Consider the following 17,126-nt stretch of genomic DNA (forward strand, 5'->3'; position numbering starts at 1 on the left):
TCACTAGAATGCAAATGTCAGATTGCGATGCGCCTGTTAGGGCGCGGCAGGTAAGAGAGCCTTATAGGCGCATATGAAAAACCCCCGGCTATGCCGGGGGATACTTATTTATAATGAATCTAATTTTATTAATCCCTGATAACAAAATTTTATTACGTGAGAAAACTATGTGAAAATTTAAACTGCAAAAATTGCATATAAAATGAATGTTATCCGTTTTCTCCATAAGATGTTTGCACTGAACTAATATCCGTGTAATAGGCTGCTTAAAGCTCAGTTCTTCCTGGGCTATAAACATGATGTCAGCTTCTGACTTATTTAGATAATAAAGGACGTCTATAAATTGAATAAAATGGAATTCAACTGAACAATCTTTAATAAAGGATATACAAAATATAAACCAGCTGAATTTGGAGCAGTCATATTACACTCTCAGGTGTTAATAAATATACTCCATTCTTTTATTGCTTCTTCAATAAAGTTTAAAAGTTATAACTCTCTGCTGTATCTCTTAATAAGCGTGATAAACAGAATTATATATCAAAAAAATCAAAATACTTTCCTAGGGTTAAAATTCTATTTCCTTTTTAATTCATGGTATTATGTAATATAAATACTTCTGGTTGATGTTAAATAAAAAGCAGATATTAATAATTTGAAATATGTGCTTTAGCTCGTGCCGCTGAAAAAAATGGCTTGCGATTATATAAAGAGTATGTGATAAAACACATGGGTAAACGAAGTACTGTTTCTGTTAATGAATAGCAGCAATGAATACGGGTTCGTTTCTTTTTAATGCCAATCGGCTAATAAAGTGATTCAAAGGAAATTTTTGAAATGGCAAAAATCACTGGTACTGTGAAGTGGTTCAACGAGTCTAAAGGTTTTGGTTTTATTACTCCAGCTGATGGCAGCAAAGATGTATTTGTACATTTTTCTGCAATTATGAAAGATGGATTTAAAACATTGTCTGAAGGCCAACAAGTTGAGTTTGAAATTCAGGATGGTCCTAAAGGGCCAGCTGCTGCAAACGTTACAACTTTATAGTAATAAAAAGTAATAAAAAGTAATAAATTTATTTTTGCTGGTATCTTCATGACCAGCTGAATATATATCGTTAATCTGTTTCATTATTTGACGATAACATATTGCAAATATCACTCTATTGGGATACTAATAGAGTGATTTTTATTTTGGCTCGGGGCGTTCTTAAGTGAACTGAGAAGTACCCGTATTACCTGATCTGGATAATGCCAGCGTAGGGAAGTCTCGGTATATCCCATATCCGATAGATCTTGAAAAGGCAACTTGAAAGAGAATGGGTATTCTGATTGCCGCTGTTCCTGAGCTGGTCGCAGGAATCATCATCATGTCAATTCATTCATTGACCATTGCAGGAACTGATCCTAGCGGTGGTGCCGGCATTCAAGCCGATTTGAAAACCTTTTCTGCACTTGGCGTTTATGGCACAACCGTAATTACCGCTCTCGTTGCGCAAAATACCACCGGAGTTCAGGCAGTTTACGATATTGACCCCAGTTTTCTTGCTGCTCAACTTGAGTCTGTGCTTTCAGATGTCAGGATAGACAGTATTAAAATTGGCATGTTATCGAATGTTGCTAATGTAAAAGTTGTCGCGGAAATGCTGCATCGTTACCCAGTTCCTTATACTGTGCTGGATACAGTGATGCTGGCAAAGAGCGGAGATCCGTTACTATCGGAAGAAGCGGCCACAGCCATGACAGAGTTACTACTACCTGTTGTTTCCTTAATTACTCCTAACTTACCTGAAGCGGCAGCGTTATTGAAATGTTCTTCTGCGGAAACAGAAGATGAAATGTTGCAACAAGGGCGAAAATTATTATCAATGGGTTGTCAGGCAGTTTTGTTGAAAGGAGGGCACCTAACCGACGGAGAAAGTCCTGACTGGTTGTTTACGCCTGAAGGAGAATGGCGTTTTACTGCTTCCAGAGTTAATACCCACAATACACATGGCACGGGTTGTACTTTGTCGGCGGCTCTTGCTGCATTACGACCACGTTATGAAGATTGGCAGAGCACAGTGCCAGTTGCAAAAGCCTATTTACAGAATGCCTTAGTGCAGGCAGATAAATTAGACGTGGGAAAAGGGATAGGGCCGGTACATCATTTCCATCAATGGTGGTAGTTACTGACCGTGAAAATGGGGATATATCTATCCCCATATCTAATTTATTATTCAATGAATTAGTCTGATTTTATCAGGCTATAGTGACATTTTTGTCGAGGTAGACATCCTGTACTGAGTGGATCAGGGCAACGCCTTCTTTCATTGACTTCTTAAATGCCTTACGCCCAAGAATCAACCCCATGCCTCCAGCGCGTTTATTGATGACCGCTGTACGGACTGAATCATTCAAATCATTGGCACCAGAAGCTCCACCGGAGTTGATTAGGCCGGCACGTCCCATGTAACAGTTAGCCAACTGATAACGAACTAAATCGATAGGGTGCTCTGTTGTTAATTCAGTATAGACGCGTTTATCTGTATGCCCGAAACCAATTGCAGTGTAACCGCCATTAGTTTCCGCCATTTTTTGTTTAACGATATCCGCGCCGATAGTGGCTGCCAGATGGTTTGCCTGACCGGTTAAATCGGCACTTGTATGGTAATCAATGCCATCTTTTTTGAAGGCAGAATTACGTAAATATGCCCACAGTACAGTGACCATTCCTAATTCATGGGCACGTTCGAAAGCAGCAGAAATTTCTTCTATCTGGCGGCGTGACTCATGAGAACCATAATAAATCGTCGCACCAACTGCAACTGCACCCATATTGAATGCCTGTTCAACACTGGCATATAAAGTCTGATCATATTCGGCGGGGTAAGTCAGAGTTTCATTGTGATTTAGTTTCACCAGAAACGGAATTTTATGGGCATAGCGGCGGGAAACAGATGCCAGAACACCATAAGTTGAAGCAACGCAGTTACATCCTGCTTCAATCGCTAATTCAACAATATTTTTAGGGTCAAAATAGAGCGGGTTTGCTGCAAAAGAGGCACTGGCTGAATGTTCAACGCCCTGATCAACCGGCAGAATCGAAAGATAACCAGTTCCTGCCAGACGCCCATGATTAAATAAAGTTTGCATCGAGCGCAATACTGCGTTTGGCCGATTATTTTCGATCATTACACGATCAACAAAATCTGCACCCGGAATGTAGAGATTTTCACGTGGAATAGTGGAACATTGATGTTGCAATAAACTTTCTGCGTCTTTTCCTAACAACTTCACGATATCAGTCATGTTTAACTCCAGTTTGCAAAAGGCGCTACTGATTGTTGTTTATATTTGCACGGAGTACAAGGTGAGCAGGAAGGGAAGATGTAGTGGATCGCTTCAGTTGAGATTATACCCGTCGTCTTTCACATTACCTCTTTGTTGGCTTTACTCATTTCCAGTTACATAGTGGTCTGGATTCATTCCCTTGCTGCTGCGATGTAACTTGGATCCATTAGGTATATTTTTCATAGTTAATGTTATGTTTATTAAAATTTAATTATTTCACTCCTGTCATGCATGTGTATAGTGAGATAATATCAATCGACTCTGTTGGAAATAACTATCTCGAGGTGTTTTTCTAAAAATTCCTTCAGGATGTTGAATAAATATGAGTAATATTTATTCAAACCGATTTTTTCATTTACAATTAATTTTGTAATGGGTAGTGAGATAATTATTATTGACTGGATAAACTCAATAACTAGTAATTCAGTTAATGATTTTTTCTTGCTGATATTACAGATGATTTTTCGAATTTTAAAATTTTCAGGAAAAGAAAAGGCTAGCCCAAGGGAGATTGAGCTAGCCAAGGAGGTGGTTCCTAGTCTTACAGTGAAACTTTTTTAGTTCTTCATTTTTCAGAATGGATGATACGAGAAATAAAATAGTATTGATGTGATCTGTTTCTAAAAAAATGGAACTATTTCTGTAAAATTCATACTGAATTATTTTTTAGGAACTGTATTTGTATGTGGTGCTCGGGTATTACCCGCTTTTAGATTACGGATCAGCAGCGCGTAATTCAGTTCAATTTCTTCAGGAACAGGCAAGTAAACAATATGACCGTCACCCGGAGCAACTTCAACAGCCTGATTTTTTTTGTTTGTCATTGATGCCAGTACAAAGTTGATATTGCCTGCTGGCGTCATAATTTCAAGATTGTCACCAACGAGGAATTTATTTTTTACTGCTACTTCAGCCAGCCCGTTGATTCGATTGCCGGTAAATTCTCCGACAAATTGTTGCGTCTCTGATACTGAATAACCATATTCATAGGTTTGATAGGAATCGTGAGTATGGCGACGCAAAAAGCCTTCGGTATAACCACGATGAGCTAATCCTTCCAGAGTGCTCATTAATGTTGGATCAAACGGTTTACCGGCAACGGCATCATCGATGGCACGGCGGTATACCTGAGCTGTACGGGCACAATAGTAGAAAGATTTAGTGCGACCTTCTATTTTCAGCGAATGTACACCCATGCCAGTCAGCCGATCTACATGCTCCACTGCCCGCAAATCTTTGGAGTTCATGATATAAGTGCCATGTTCATCTTCGAATGCGCTCATATATTCACCCGGACGTTTGGCTTCTTCTATCATGAATACCTTATCCGTCGGATTTCCCTGTCCTAGTGTCGGCTCAATATTTTTAACCGGAATAGGGTCATGGGTATGAACGATATTGCCTGTATCGTCTTCTTTGCCTTCCTGCACATTATATTCCCAGCGGCAGGCATTCGTGCAGGTTCCCTGATTAGGATCGCGTTTATTGATATAGCCCGATAGTAAACAGCGGCCTGAATAAGCCATGCAAAGTGCGCCATGTACGAAAACTTCCAGCTCCATTTCAGGCACCTGCTGGCGGATTTCTGCAATTTCTTCCAGTGAAAGCTCACGTGAGAGAATCACCCGCGTTAAGCCCATTTGTTTCCAGAATTTCACCGTTGCCCAGTTAACTGCGTTTGCCTGTACGGAAAGATGGATATCCATTTCGGGAAAGGCTTCTCTCACCATCATAATTAAACCGGGATCGGACATAATTAGTGCATCTGGCCCCATTTCAACCACAGGCTTCAAGTCGCGGATAAAGGTTTTCAGTTTTGCATTGTGTGGGGCAATATTGACAACGACATAAAAACGTTTGCCTAATTCATGGGCTTCTTTAATCCCCTGAGCCAGTGTTTCATGGTTAAATTCGTTGTTACGAACACGCAGGCTGTAACGGGGCTGCCCGGCATAGATAGCATCTGCGCCATAAGCAAAGGCATAACGCATGTTTTTCAGGGAGCCGGCGGGTGAAAGTAATTCTGGAGTAAACATATTATTAGCGTTCTCAGTCTGAGTTCAAATCAGACCTTACCCTATATCATTACTAAGGGTAAGGTTAAAGGGGGGGATTTTAGCGCTTATACCTTTTATCTTTCAAGATCGTCTTGCAAGGTACATATCATAGATAGAGAGGAAATAGATATGGTGAATGGATATGCTGATAAAAACGCGCCGCGGAGGCGGCGCTGTTAACGAGCTACAACTAACTTCCTTTGGTTAAGTCCCGTATTTTATCTGTTACCCCGGTTTTCATCACAGACTGCATTCCCTTTTTCATTGTTGTTTCATCACCATAAGATTCACTAATACCAATAATCTGGTGATTTCTGGCTTTCAGGACAAAATATGTTTTGCCAGATTTATTTTTCCTCACTTCATGACGGGTTTTGTCCGGAGAGTTGATTTGCACCGAGTGAATACCTTTATTGGCGGCAGCCTTAGTGGTGTACATCTCACTGCTGAGAATAATATCACCGTTTGCTGTTACCAGATTGAAGTAAAATTGCCCGTTCTTCGCTTTCTTAAGATCATAGTGACCAATAGCCATAAGAAATTCTCCTGATTGGGTAATTATCAGATTAAGTTTAGCCTGAAATTTATGCAGGTGAATTTTTTTAATAACAGTAGGTAACTTACATCAGACGGCAAATTTCTGCTTCCCAGCGATATCCCAGTCCGTAAATTGAGCGAATGAAAGATTTATCTTCATCCAGCTGTTCTAATTTTCTGCGTAGATTTTTTATATGGCTATCAATTGTCCGATCATTCACAATACGATGATCGTTATAGAGATTATTCAACAGTTGATCACGGGAAAAAACACGCCCCGGCTGACTGGATATGATTTTAAGTAACCGGAATTCAACCGGAGTCAGATCTAGCACCCGTTCAAGATAGCGAGCCTGAAAATGGTTTTCATCAATCGTCAGGGCTCCCTGTTCGCTGACGATATCCTGCGGACGATAGCAGCGGCGTAAAATAGTTTTCACTCTGGCAATGACTTCGCGCGGGCTATAAGGCTTACAGACATAATCATCCGCACCAATTTCCAGCCCCAGCAGGCGATCAATTTCTTCAGTTTTAGCCGTCATCATCACAATGGGGATATCTGAAAATTTGCGGATTTCCCGACAGACAGATAACCCGTCAAGTCCGGGTAACATCAGGTCGAGCAGAATAATATCAGGCTGGTGTTGCTGGACATGAGCAACCACCTCATCACCGCGCACCAACCATTGTGTTTGATAATTGGCAGTTTGTAGATAATCAACCAGTAACTGTCCCAGTTTAGGTTCATCTTCAACGATCAGAACGGTATATTGTGCACTCATTATTTCAATATCTTATTTGGCGTCTTCTGTTCAGGAAATTTGAACAAGGGTAATTCTATGTGAATCTGAATACCACCTAAAGGTGATATTTCAGCGTAAATAAGACCATTGTGCGCTTCAATAATGTTGTAGCAGATTGCCAGACCTAAACCAGAGCCACCACTGGCTCGATTGCGGGAAGATTCGCAACGGTAGAAACGTTCAAAAATACGCTGACATTGTTCAGAAGTAAGACCGGGAGCACTATCTTGCCAGTTTAAAACCCATTTTTGCTGGTTCACATATCCGTGGATAAGCACTGTTCCGTGATCAGAAGTATAGCGAAGGCTATTTTCCAGCAAATTATGGAATAGTTGAGTTAATCGCTTAGGGTCTGCAAATACTACTGTGTTTTGCGGTAAATATAACTCCAGTGAAATTTGTTTATCGGCAAAACCTCCACGATAGGCAGCGGCAGCGATTTGCAGGAGCTCATTGACATTAACCCGTTCTTTTCGATAAGTCAGGGAACCGCGATCCGTCAGGGATAGCAAGTGTAAATCATCCACTAATTTTGTCAGAATGGTAACTTCTGTCAGTAGCGACTGAATAGTTTCCGCTGTCGGCTGACGGACACCATCCTGTAAGGCTTCCAGCTCACCACGCAGAATAGAGAGTGGAGTGCGTAATTCATGGGAGATATCTGCCATATAATCCCGGCGCATTTGTTCATTCTTTTCCAGCGTGCAGGCAAGGTGATTAAAATCTGATGCTAGTTGCCCGATTTCATCCTGATCGGATGATGCAACACGCACGCTGAAATCACCGGAAGCCAGTTTATGAGTGCCTTCCACCAGCCGCTTAACGGGTTTCAAGAAAATGCGGGATAAAACGAAAGTTGCAATCAGGGCCAGCATAGTAGAGAAGCCAGCGATAATCCAACTGGTCAGCTGTTGCTGCTGAGCAAAACGGATATCAGCCTGACGGGTAATTTTGTCCGAAGTACTGACAATAACCCAACCGACCACTTTATTCTGATAATTTACCGGAACGCGGTAAGTTTCTTCCGACATATTGTCAGAATGACCCACTAACCGGCGCATATGGCTGTCAACCACCCAGAACTGGGAGCGCCAGGCGCGGGGAGACAGCTCTTGCCGGTTATCACTGTTCTGTTCGATATTTTGGATAATTTTAAAGATAGCCCGATCATTTTGAGTCAGGAAATCCCAGTTACCATATTGCTGATATTGTTCTGTTAATGCTTCGGCCAGCATTCTGGCACGTAGCTGGCTGTTCTGCTGAATATAACCGATGAATCCATACTGGAAACTGAGGCGAATGCCCCAGTGCATTGTCACTAATACCAGCATACAGGTAGCAAAAATAGCCAGAAACAGTTTGCCGCTGATCCCGGCTTTTATCCGCAATTTCACAACGATTTTATTCTCTGAAATTTTGCTAAACGGCGTTGTTGCCATTTCTCACGTAGTCTGTCAAAAGACAGATAAACGACAGGGGTGGTATATAACGTAAGAATTTGGCTCATCACCAGCCCACCAACAATCGTGATACCCAGAGGATGACGTAACTCAGCGCCCGCACCATTGCTCAGTACCAAAGGTAAGGCGCCGAATATAGCAGAAAGAGTCGTCATCATGATTGGCCTGAACCTTAATAAGCTGGCCTGAAATATGGCTTCCCGCGCACTGAGTTGCCCGTTACGCTGAGCTTCAAGAGCAAAATCCACCATAATAATGGCATTTTTCTTTACGATACCAATCAGCAGCATAATGCCAATCATGGCAATCAGGCTAAATGGCGTATTGAAGAGTTCCAGTGCCAGTAAAGCGCCAATTCCGGCAGACGGAAGGGTAGAAAGGATTGTCAGTGGGTGAATATAACTTTCATACAATACTCCGAGAACCAGATAAACAGTGATGATAGCCGCAAGGATCACCAATAACTGTGAACGCTGACTTTCCTGAAAATCTTGCACAGTACCGCCAAAAGAGCTACGAACAGCGGATGGAACGCTGAGTTCAGTCATTGTTCTTTCTATCGCACTCACTGCATCAGACATCGTATAGCCTTCCGCAATATCGAAAGAGATCGTAGACGCTGCCGAAAGCCCCTGATGATAAATATCTAATGGCGCATTGGCTGGCCGCCAGCTGGCAAAATAAGAGAGCGGAATACGTTTTCCTTCCTTATTAATGACAAAGATTTTCTCCAGTGCGCTGATATTCTGGTTATATTCAGGAGCAACTTCCATCACCACTTTATATTGATTGAGAGGCTGATAAATCGTTGAAATCGGTTGTTGCCCGAAAGCGTTTCCAAGCAGGCTATTCGCCTGAGCAACGCTGATACCAAGACGGGCCATAAGATCACGATCATAGGTAATCGCCAGTTCAGAACCTTTATCGTCGTCATCAGAATTAACGCCCGTCAGTTGGGGTAACGTTTTCAATGCCTTGTGGATAATAGGTGTCCATTTGCGAAGCGCATCGGAATCGTCTGACAGTAAATTAAATTGATAAATAGATTTGGCATTACCACCGCCGCCACCTGATCTGAGATCCTGTACAGGGATCAGATACAGTGAAGCCCCCGGCTCGTGGGACAACTTATCCTGTAAACGTTGTATGACTTTATCAATACTTTCTTTGCGTTCACTCACAGGCTTTAATGACATAAACATAAAGCCGACATTCATGCTGTCGCCACCGGTAAAGCCTGTCACATTTTCAACAGTCGGGTCAGCATTAATGACTTGCATAAAATGTTCCATCTTCTTTTGCATGGCCTGAAAAGAAATACTTTGATCAGCAACGACAAAACCCAGTAATTGACCCGTATCCTGTCTGGGAAAAAAGGTTTTCGGGATATTAATATAGAGCCAGCCATTCAGGACGATAATACCGATCAGCATCAATAAAACCCAGCGGGTGTGGTTAAGAACCCAGTTTAATGAGCGGCCATAATATTGCTGGAACCTGAGAAAAACTTTACCGAAACCGCGGGTTTTCTTCAGTGATTTTTCAGGCGAAGATTTTAGCAGGTGTGCACACATCATAGGAGTTAAGGTGAGTGACACGAACAAAGAAATGCCTATCGCTGTTGCAAGTGTCACCGAAAAATCAAGGAACAGCCTGCCGAGCATTTCATCTATTAACTGAAGAGGAATAAAAACCGCTACGAGAGACAGGCTCATGGCAAGAACGGTAAAACCTACTTCTCTTACACCCTTAAGTGTGGCTTGTGCAGGTTTCATTCCGGCTTCCAGATGACGGGAGATATTTTCCAGCACAACAATGGCATCATCCACAACAAAACCCGTCGCGATGGTCAGAGCCATGAGTGAAAGGTTATTCAGGCTGAAACCACATAAATACATCGCAGTAAATGTGCCAATCAGTGAAACCGGAACGGCAATTGCTGGAATAAGAGTGGCACGCCCTGAGCGCAGGAACAGAAAAACAACCAGAATAACGAGCGCAACGGCAAGGGCAAGCGCTCGTTCCACTTCATACAGGGAAGCCCTGATAGTGGGAGAGCGATCCTGTACAACAGTGAGTTTAATATTGGCGGGTATTGAGGTTCGTAGAGTAGGGAGTTCTGCACGAATTTTATTGATGGTTTCAATGATATTCGCATTTTGTTCACCCCGGATAATCAGGGCAATAGCCGGTTTATTACCGGACATACCTGAGGCACGGATATCTTCTACAGACTCTTTGACTGTTGCAAGATCTTTTAAGCGAACAGGTGAGCCGTCACGATAATCGACAATAATAGAAGCGTAGTCATCCGCTTTTTTAATTTCATCGTTAGTTTGTATTTGCCAGTTGTACTCACTTGTCTCAACATGTCCCGTCGGATTTCTGACATTGGCATTATTGACCGCAGTGCGGACATCATCCAGTGAGATTCCCTTACTGAACAGAGCATTGGGATTGAGTTCAACCCTTATTGCAGGCAATGAACTGCCAGAAACGCTGACCTGACCGACACCTTCTATCTGTGAGATTTTCTGGGCAAGACGTGTCGAGGCGATATCATATAACTGCCCACCACTATAACTGTCTGACGTGAGTGTCAGGATCATAATGGGAGCAGAGGAGGGGTTTGCCTTGCGGTAGGTTGGGCGGCTTGGCATCCCTGAAGGCAAAAGGCTTTCCGCCGCATTAATCGCAGCCTGTACATCCCGGGCAGCCCCATTGATATCCCGGTTCAGTTCAAATTGTAGGTAAATGAAGGTATAGCCTAATGAGCTGGAGGAGCTCATTTCTTTAACACCCGCAATTCTGCCAAGTGATCGCTCCAGTGGGGTTGCGACAGAGGAAGCCATTGTTTCCGGTGAGGCACCGGGCATATAAGCTGAAACACCAATCACCGGAACGTCGATTTGTGGCAGAGGGGATACTGGCAACAGGATAAAACTGAATGCCCCACACAGTGTAATAGCTACACTTAATAATGTGGTTGCAACAGGCCGCTGGATAAATAAGGCGAAAAATTTCACAACGGCTCCTGATGATCAGTAGAAGAACGCGCTAATGCTGTTTGATTGTCATCCTGATGTCTTCTGTTTTGTCTATTTCGGTAATAGTGCGCCAGTCTATCAAATAGCAGATAAATGACGGGAGTCGTAAACAGCGTCAGGATTTGGCTCATAATCAAACCGCCTACCATGCTGACACCTAATGGACGACGCAGTTCAGCTCCGATGCCACTGCTGAGCATCAATGGTAATGCGCCTAACAGTGCTGCCATTGTTGTCATCAGAATCGGTCTGAAACGCAGGAGACAGGCCTGAAAAATAGCATCGTAAGGCGACACACCTTTCTCGCGTTCTGCTGCCAGCGCAAAGTCAATCATCATAATGGCGTTCTTCTTCACAATACCGATCAGCAGAATAATCCCGATAATGGCAATGATATCCAGCTCATAGCCTCCCAGCATTAATGCCAGTAGTGCGCCGACTCCCGCAGTGGGCAGTGTTGACAGGATAGTTACTGGATGAATAAAACTTTCGTACAGTATTCCGAGCACAATGTACATGGCAACAACAGCAGCCAGTATCAGCAATAAGGTATTACTCAGAGCATTCTGGAATGCCAGAGTTGCTCCCTGAAATTGTGTATTGATATCTTTAGGCATGTTAATAGCATGTTCTGTTTCCTTCACGGCATTAACAGCTGCTTCGAGAGAGGTATCCTGTGCCACATTGAATGAAAAGGTGGTCGCAGGAAATTGTTGCAGGTGATTAATGGATAAATATCCCAGCCGCTGTTCAATCGTGGCGATAGCAGTCAGAGGTACGATATTACCATCTGCACTTAAAAGCCGGACATCATTGAGAGCATCAATGCCGGGAGAGTGTGTTGTATCCTGCGCGAGTACAACCCGATATTGATTTGACTGCGTATAAATGGTTGAGATCATCCTCTGACCAAAGGCGTTATATAGCGTGTTATCAATAGCAGCAATCGTAATACCTAATCTGCTGGCCATATCACGATTTACATTGATATGAGCGACTAATCCCTTGTTTTGCAAATCACTGCTGATATCGACCAGTTCAGGACGCTTTTTCAGTGCTTCCTGTAACTTAGGTACCCAAATGTTCAGTTCATCAAGAGAAGTCGCCTGTAGCGTAAATTGATATTGCGTACGGGAAAGCTGGGTATCAATAGTCAGATCCTGAATTGGTTGCAGATATAAGGTGATATCAGGCACTTTGGCTATCCGGGCCTGTAGGCGTGGGATAATATCCTCAATTCTGTCATGGCGCTGGTCGAAAGATTTTAACGTAATTTGCAGACGTCCGTTGTTCAGCGTAGGGTTACTGCCATCAACGCCGATGAATGTAGTCACATTTTCCACCGCCGGATCTTGTAGCAGTAATGCGCTTACCTGACGCTGTTTATCTGCCATGGCACTGAAAGAAATGGACTGTGGTGCTTCCAGTGTCCCCTGAATTAATCCATTATCCTGCGACGGAAAAAATCCTTTTGGAATGACGACATAGAGCAGGGCGGTCAGAGCCAGAGTGCCAAGTGTGACACCGAGTGTCAGCCAGGGATGGTTCAGGACACGTTTCAGCCATACGCTATATATCGCAATTATCCATTCAAAAAAGTGCTCACAGGCTTGTTCAAAACGATTATGTTTAATGTCTGATTCTGCTTTCAGCATTCGTGCGCACATCATTGGCGTCAGGGTGAGTGAGACAACGGCTGAAATTAAAATTGCCACCGCAAGTGTAATGGCAAACTCCCGGAATAGACGCCCTACAATATCCCCCATAAATAACAGCGGGATCAAAACGGCAATCAGAGAAAAAGTCAGTGAAATAATAGTGAAACCGATTTCGCCGGCCCCTTTGAGGGCAGCGGCGAGAGGCTTTTCTCCCCGTTCGATATAGCGGGAAATATTTTCGATGACAACGATGGCATCATCGACAACAAAGCCAGTTGCAATGGTCAATGCCATCAATGTCAGATTATTGATGGAGAAACCACAGAAATACATCACTGCGAATGTGCCGATAAGTGAAAGCGGAACGGCAATACTTGGGATTAAGGTGGCGGTGGCATTACGCAAAAACAGGTAAATCACCATGACAACCAGAGCAACCGCTAACAATAATTCAAATTGAACGTCTTTAACGGAAGCACGGATCGTGACAGTGCGATCCGTCAGAACGTCAACTTTAACCGATTTAGGCAGGCTGCTTATCAGCTCTGGCAATACGCTACGAATGTTATCCGTGGTTTCAATAACATTAGCACCCGGCTGACGCTGAACATTAATAACAATGGCGGGTTTTTCATTTGCCCACGCACCGAGTTTCGTATTTTCTGCTTCCCGCTCAATGGTAGCAACATCACGCAGACGAATCGGAGCACCATTTTTATAGGTTACGATTAAGTTACGGTAATCATCAATGGATTTCATCTGATCGTTAGCAGATAAGGCAATTGACCGCGTTGGACCATCAAAACTGCCTTTTGGTGAATTCACATTCGCACTGACAATCGCATTACTAATGGCATGGCTATCCAGCCCCTGAGCGGCTATAGCCTGCGCATTTAACTTCACGCGGACAGCAGGACGCTGCCCGCCAGCCAGTGTAACTAGACCAACCCCACCGACCTGAGAAATACGCTGAGCAACACGGGTTTCCACCATATCCTGCACTTCTGTCATTGGTAAGGCATCAGAAGTGACGGCCAGCGTTAAAATTGGTGGATCAGCCGGATTCACCTTACTGTAGATAGGAGGGTAGGGCAGGTCATTAGGTAACAAATTGATACTTGAATTAATTGCAGCCTGCACATCCTGCTCTGCAACATCCAGTGGCAGGGAAAGCTGAAAGACCAGCGTAATAACAGAAGCTCCACCAGAACTTTGTGATGACATCTGTTTCAGGCCGGATATTTGCCCGAATCTGCGTTCCAGTGGGGCTGTTATGGCGGAGGTCATTACGTCAGGATTGGCGCCCGGATAGAGCGTAACAATCTGAATAGTCGGATAATCCACCTGTGGTAATGCAGAAACCGGCAGCATCCGATAGCCAAGAATACCAGCAAGCAAAATTGCAATCATAAACAGCGTCGTTGCTACCGGACGCAGTATAAACAAGCGGGATGGGCCGCCCCCTGTCACCGGAGAATCAGAAAGCATTAACTATTCTCCACCTTACCGTTTGACTTAGCTGATTTATCGTTGCTGTTATCTGATTTTGGTTGCAGAGGCTTAACAATTTCAACAACCGCTCCTTCTGTCAACTGATCAATACCGTCTGTTATTACCTGATCACCAACGGACAGACCGCTGTTGATAATAACCAGATTATCATTTTGCAGTCCGATGGTTATTTTATGTTTTTTCACCTTATTATCTTTACCTACCAGCCAGACAAAGTGACCGTTGCCACTCATCTGTAATGCTGCATCAGGGATGACTATAGCGTTATCCAGCGTATTGACTTTGATTTGGATATTAACGAATTGATTTGGAAACAGTGCGTTATCCTGATTATCAAATCTGGCTTTCATTTTTATGGTGCCGGTTGCAACGTCAATTTGGTTATCGATGCTGAGTAGTTTGCCTTGTGCTAATTGCAGCTGGTTATTGCGATCCCGGGCAATGACGGCAGGTATCGTATTATTTTTCTGTGTCTTTAGTATGGCACTAAGATCGTTTTCAGGCAGAGAAAACAGCACGTCGATTGGATCAACGCGCGTAATGACGACAATTGGTTTTTCTCCCCCAGAAGAGATGTAGTTACCCACATCTATCCGTTTCAGACCAACACGGCCTGAAATGGGGGCTGTGATACGGCTGTAGGCTAATTGGAGTTTTTGTTCATCAATATCTGCCTGATCACTTTTGAGGGCGGCCTTATATTGACGAACTAAAGCGTGCTGTTTATCCAGATCCTGTTGAGAAATTAATTTACTTTTTGCCAGTTGTTGATAGCGGGCCAAATCCTGCTCAGCATTGGCCAGCATTGCCTGATCTTTAACATATTGGCCTTGTGCTTTTGCCAGCCTGACCTGATAAGGGCGGGGATCAATTTCTGCCAGTAAATCCCCTTTTTTCACCTGTTGGCCTTCTATAAAATGCAGGGCAATTAATTGCCCGCTCACCAGACTGGTGACATTGACAGTATCTGCTGCCTGAACCGTTCCTAACCCTACCAGATAGTGGGGCACGGATTCCATTTTAGCGGTAGCCGCCTGAACAGGGCGGGGTGGTACTGCTGCTAAATTCTGTTGTGGGCCGGACTTTTGTGATGTTTTGAAATGGTTCCATGCAAAGAAAATTGCTGCGATGACAACGACTAATGCAGCAAAACAAAAAAAGTAGGTACGACGTTTATTGCTCATATATTCGACATTCTCTTAATATTGCATCGGTAATCAGCCACGCATGCATCTTATGCTAAATTAGTGTAAATATATATTTAATTAGTGTACTTGGAGAGAAATTGCCAATCATGGAGAAAATATGGAAATTGTGTCAATGAGATAACGCAGAACGTTTTATGAGGAAATCGAAGTTATGGAGGGCGAAAGAGCATGTAAAACATCCATTAGCATACGCGATATCTGATAAAGTATCTTTTATCAGGAATGATTGTTAAATTTAAAAACAATAAACATCGCATAATGAGATGGGAAATATGAAAAAATCAATAATATTAGGTATTATAATTTCACTTTTTTCTGGTTATTCATTTACATCAGAAAGCGAAATCCCACTAGATATTCAGGAGTACATAGATAGTATAGAAACTTGTCAACATTTCTCTAATGAATGGGATAATTCTCTTCCTGAAGAACGTAAAAAAGAAATAGAGGAAGGTTCAGCGGAATATTGTAAAAAAGCAAAAATTTTACATAATAAACTAAAAAATAAATACAAAGATGATATTCATAAAATAAAAATACTTGATGAGTACGATATGTCTATTCAGATAGAATTATAAAAAATAACAATCTGTTAGATTTTATTTTGTTATCAGTTTTCTTAGCGCAGTTGATACTTATAAAAACGGAAGTAATACTGAGTGAATTATCAAATAATGCACATATCCTATCTTGTTTTTCGTTGGTATAATATCGCATGATCGCTGATAAAGTGAGTCGCTAGAATTAGCAACAATGAAAATATAGTTTGGTTTAGGGAATCGTGATTTTAATCACATTGTCCCTGAAAAGATGCGGTACTTCAGACTATATTAAAAGCGATTGATAGTTCTTTAAAACCTAAACAAAACAGGAAGTTATTATGGCTAATATGATCTATTTAACCTTGCAAGGAAACAAACAAGGGTTGATTTCACAAGGTTGCTCTTCAGTTGAATCCATTGGCAATAAGTATCAGGCAGGTCATGAAGATGAAATTTTTGTATTAAATCTTCATCATTCCATTCACAGAGAACAAAATGTTAACCATAGTCCAATTGTATTTGTAAAACCACAGGATAAATCATCACCGTTATTAATGATGGCAATTTCAGATAATGAAAGTTTGAACCTGAAATTTGATTTTTATCGTACTTCACAATTAGGATCTCAGGAACTCTATTACTCAATTGAGTGTCGTGATGCGACGATTATTGAGTTATCACCGAATTATCCGCACAGTATTAACCATGCGGAAGCACAGCCGGAAGAAATTGTTTCTGTTAAATATAAAGATATCATCAGTCGTCATCATATGGCAGGAACATCCGGATATAGTGTCTGGGACGAAAGAGTCTATTGATGTTGAGTTAACGTAGTAACTGCCAAAACGCCGATAATTCAATCGGCGTTTTATTGTATATAGAAAACCCCCTGCTAGGCAGGGGGTTCCGTAGAGCTTTCAGCGATGAGGCAGCTATAAAAACCCCTTTTGATTTGTTAAAACACCTTGCG

Annotated in this window: 12 protein-coding genes and 1 riboswitch; of the genes, 4 read left to right on the top strand and 8 right to left on the bottom strand. The window is 42.5% G+C overall.

The features are described from left to right. Nucleotides 1-837 precede the first annotated feature (837 nt). Nucleotides 838-1,047, top strand: a complete 210-nt coding sequence (gene cspE / locus AACS90_RS16875) for a transcription antiterminator/RNA stability regulator CspE (RefSeq protein ID WP_038269841.1) — start codon at nucleotides 838-840, stop codon at nucleotides 1,045-1,047. Nucleotides 1,048-1,189: 142 nt separating this feature from the next. Next, a riboswitch (TPP riboswitch) is annotated at nucleotides 1,190-1,282 on the top strand. A gap of 87 nt (nucleotides 1,283-1,369) precedes the next feature. Further along, nucleotides 1,370-2,167 (top strand): bifunctional hydroxymethylpyrimidine kinase/phosphomethylpyrimidine kinase, encoded by a 798-nt coding sequence (gene thiD, locus AACS90_RS16880; RefSeq protein WP_099123397.1) that lies wholly within the window; start codon nucleotides 1,370-1,372, stop codon nucleotides 2,165-2,167. Nucleotides 2,168-2,240: 73 nt separating this feature from the next. On the opposite strand, the gene fbaB is transcribed toward thiD, so the two are convergent. From fbaB to AACS90_RS16920, 8 genes are all read right to left on the bottom strand, one after another. Then, nucleotides 2,241-3,290 (bottom strand): class I fructose-bisphosphate aldolase, encoded by a 1,050-nt coding sequence (gene fbaB, locus AACS90_RS16885; RefSeq protein WP_099123389.1) that lies wholly within the window; start codon nucleotides 3,288-3,290, stop codon nucleotides 2,241-2,243. A 701-nt stretch (nucleotides 3,291-3,991) separates the two neighbouring features. Beyond that, the gene (gene trhP / locus AACS90_RS16890; RefSeq protein WP_099123391.1) at nucleotides 3,992-5,368 is read right to left on the bottom strand and encodes a prephenate-dependent tRNA uridine(34) hydroxylase TrhP; all 1,377 of its coding nucleotides are present in this window, start codon (nucleotides 5,366-5,368) and stop codon (nucleotides 3,992-3,994) included. A gap of 211 nt (nucleotides 5,369-5,579) precedes the next feature. Then, nucleotides 5,580-5,924, bottom strand: a complete 345-nt coding sequence (locus tag AACS90_RS16895; protein WP_099123392.1) for a YegP family protein — start codon at nucleotides 5,922-5,924, stop codon at nucleotides 5,580-5,582. Between the two features lie 85 nt (nucleotides 5,925-6,009). Beyond that, a complete protein-coding gene (gene baeR, locus AACS90_RS16900) occupies nucleotides 6,010-6,708 on the bottom strand; it encodes a two-component system response regulator BaeR (RefSeq protein ID WP_099110868.1) in 699 nt (232 codons plus the stop codon). Continuing rightward, on the bottom strand, nucleotides 6,708-8,111 hold the full coding sequence (gene baeS / locus AACS90_RS16905; protein WP_099123398.1) for a two-component system sensor histidine kinase BaeS: 1,404 nt from the start codon (nucleotides 8,109-8,111) through the stop codon (nucleotides 6,708-6,710). Before baeS ends, baeR begins: the two co-directional genes overlap by 1 nt. Before the next feature lie 8 nt (nucleotides 8,112-8,119). Further along, complete coding sequence (mdtC, locus tag AACS90_RS16910; RefSeq protein ID WP_099123393.1) at nucleotides 8,120-11,215, bottom strand: multidrug efflux RND transporter permease subunit MdtC; 3,096 nt, start codon at nucleotides 11,213-11,215, stop codon at nucleotides 8,120-8,122. Then, complete coding sequence (locus AACS90_RS16915) at nucleotides 11,212-14,382, bottom strand: MdtB/MuxB family multidrug efflux RND transporter permease subunit (RefSeq protein WP_099123394.1); 3,171 nt, start codon at nucleotides 14,380-14,382, stop codon at nucleotides 11,212-11,214. Before AACS90_RS16915 ends, mdtC begins: the two co-directional genes overlap by 4 nt. After that, nucleotides 14,382-15,590 carry an MdtA/MuxA family multidrug efflux RND transporter periplasmic adaptor subunit gene (locus AACS90_RS16920; protein WP_099123395.1) on the bottom strand — a complete coding sequence of 403 codons (1,209 nt, stop codon included), beginning with the start codon at nucleotides 15,588-15,590 and terminating at the stop codon, nucleotides 14,382-14,384. Before AACS90_RS16920 ends, AACS90_RS16915 begins: the two co-directional genes overlap by 1 nt. A gap of 296 nt (nucleotides 15,591-15,886) precedes the next feature. Between AACS90_RS16920 and AACS90_RS16925 the strand changes: the two genes are divergently transcribed. Further along, on the top strand, nucleotides 15,887-16,192 hold the full coding sequence (locus tag AACS90_RS16925; RefSeq protein ID WP_099123396.1) for a hypothetical protein: 306 nt from the start codon (nucleotides 15,887-15,889) through the stop codon (nucleotides 16,190-16,192). A 302-nt stretch (nucleotides 16,193-16,494) separates the two neighbouring features. Continuing rightward, nucleotides 16,495-16,974, top strand: a complete 480-nt coding sequence (locus AACS90_RS16930) for an Hcp family type VI secretion system effector (protein WP_099110873.1) — start codon at nucleotides 16,495-16,497, stop codon at nucleotides 16,972-16,974. Nucleotides 16,975-17,126: the final 152 nt, after the last annotated feature.

The sequence above is a fragment of the Xenorhabdus sp. KK7.4 genome (assembly GCF_963876465.1).
Classification (GTDB): Bacteria; Pseudomonadota; Gammaproteobacteria; order Enterobacterales; family Enterobacteriaceae; genus Xenorhabdus; species Xenorhabdus stockiae.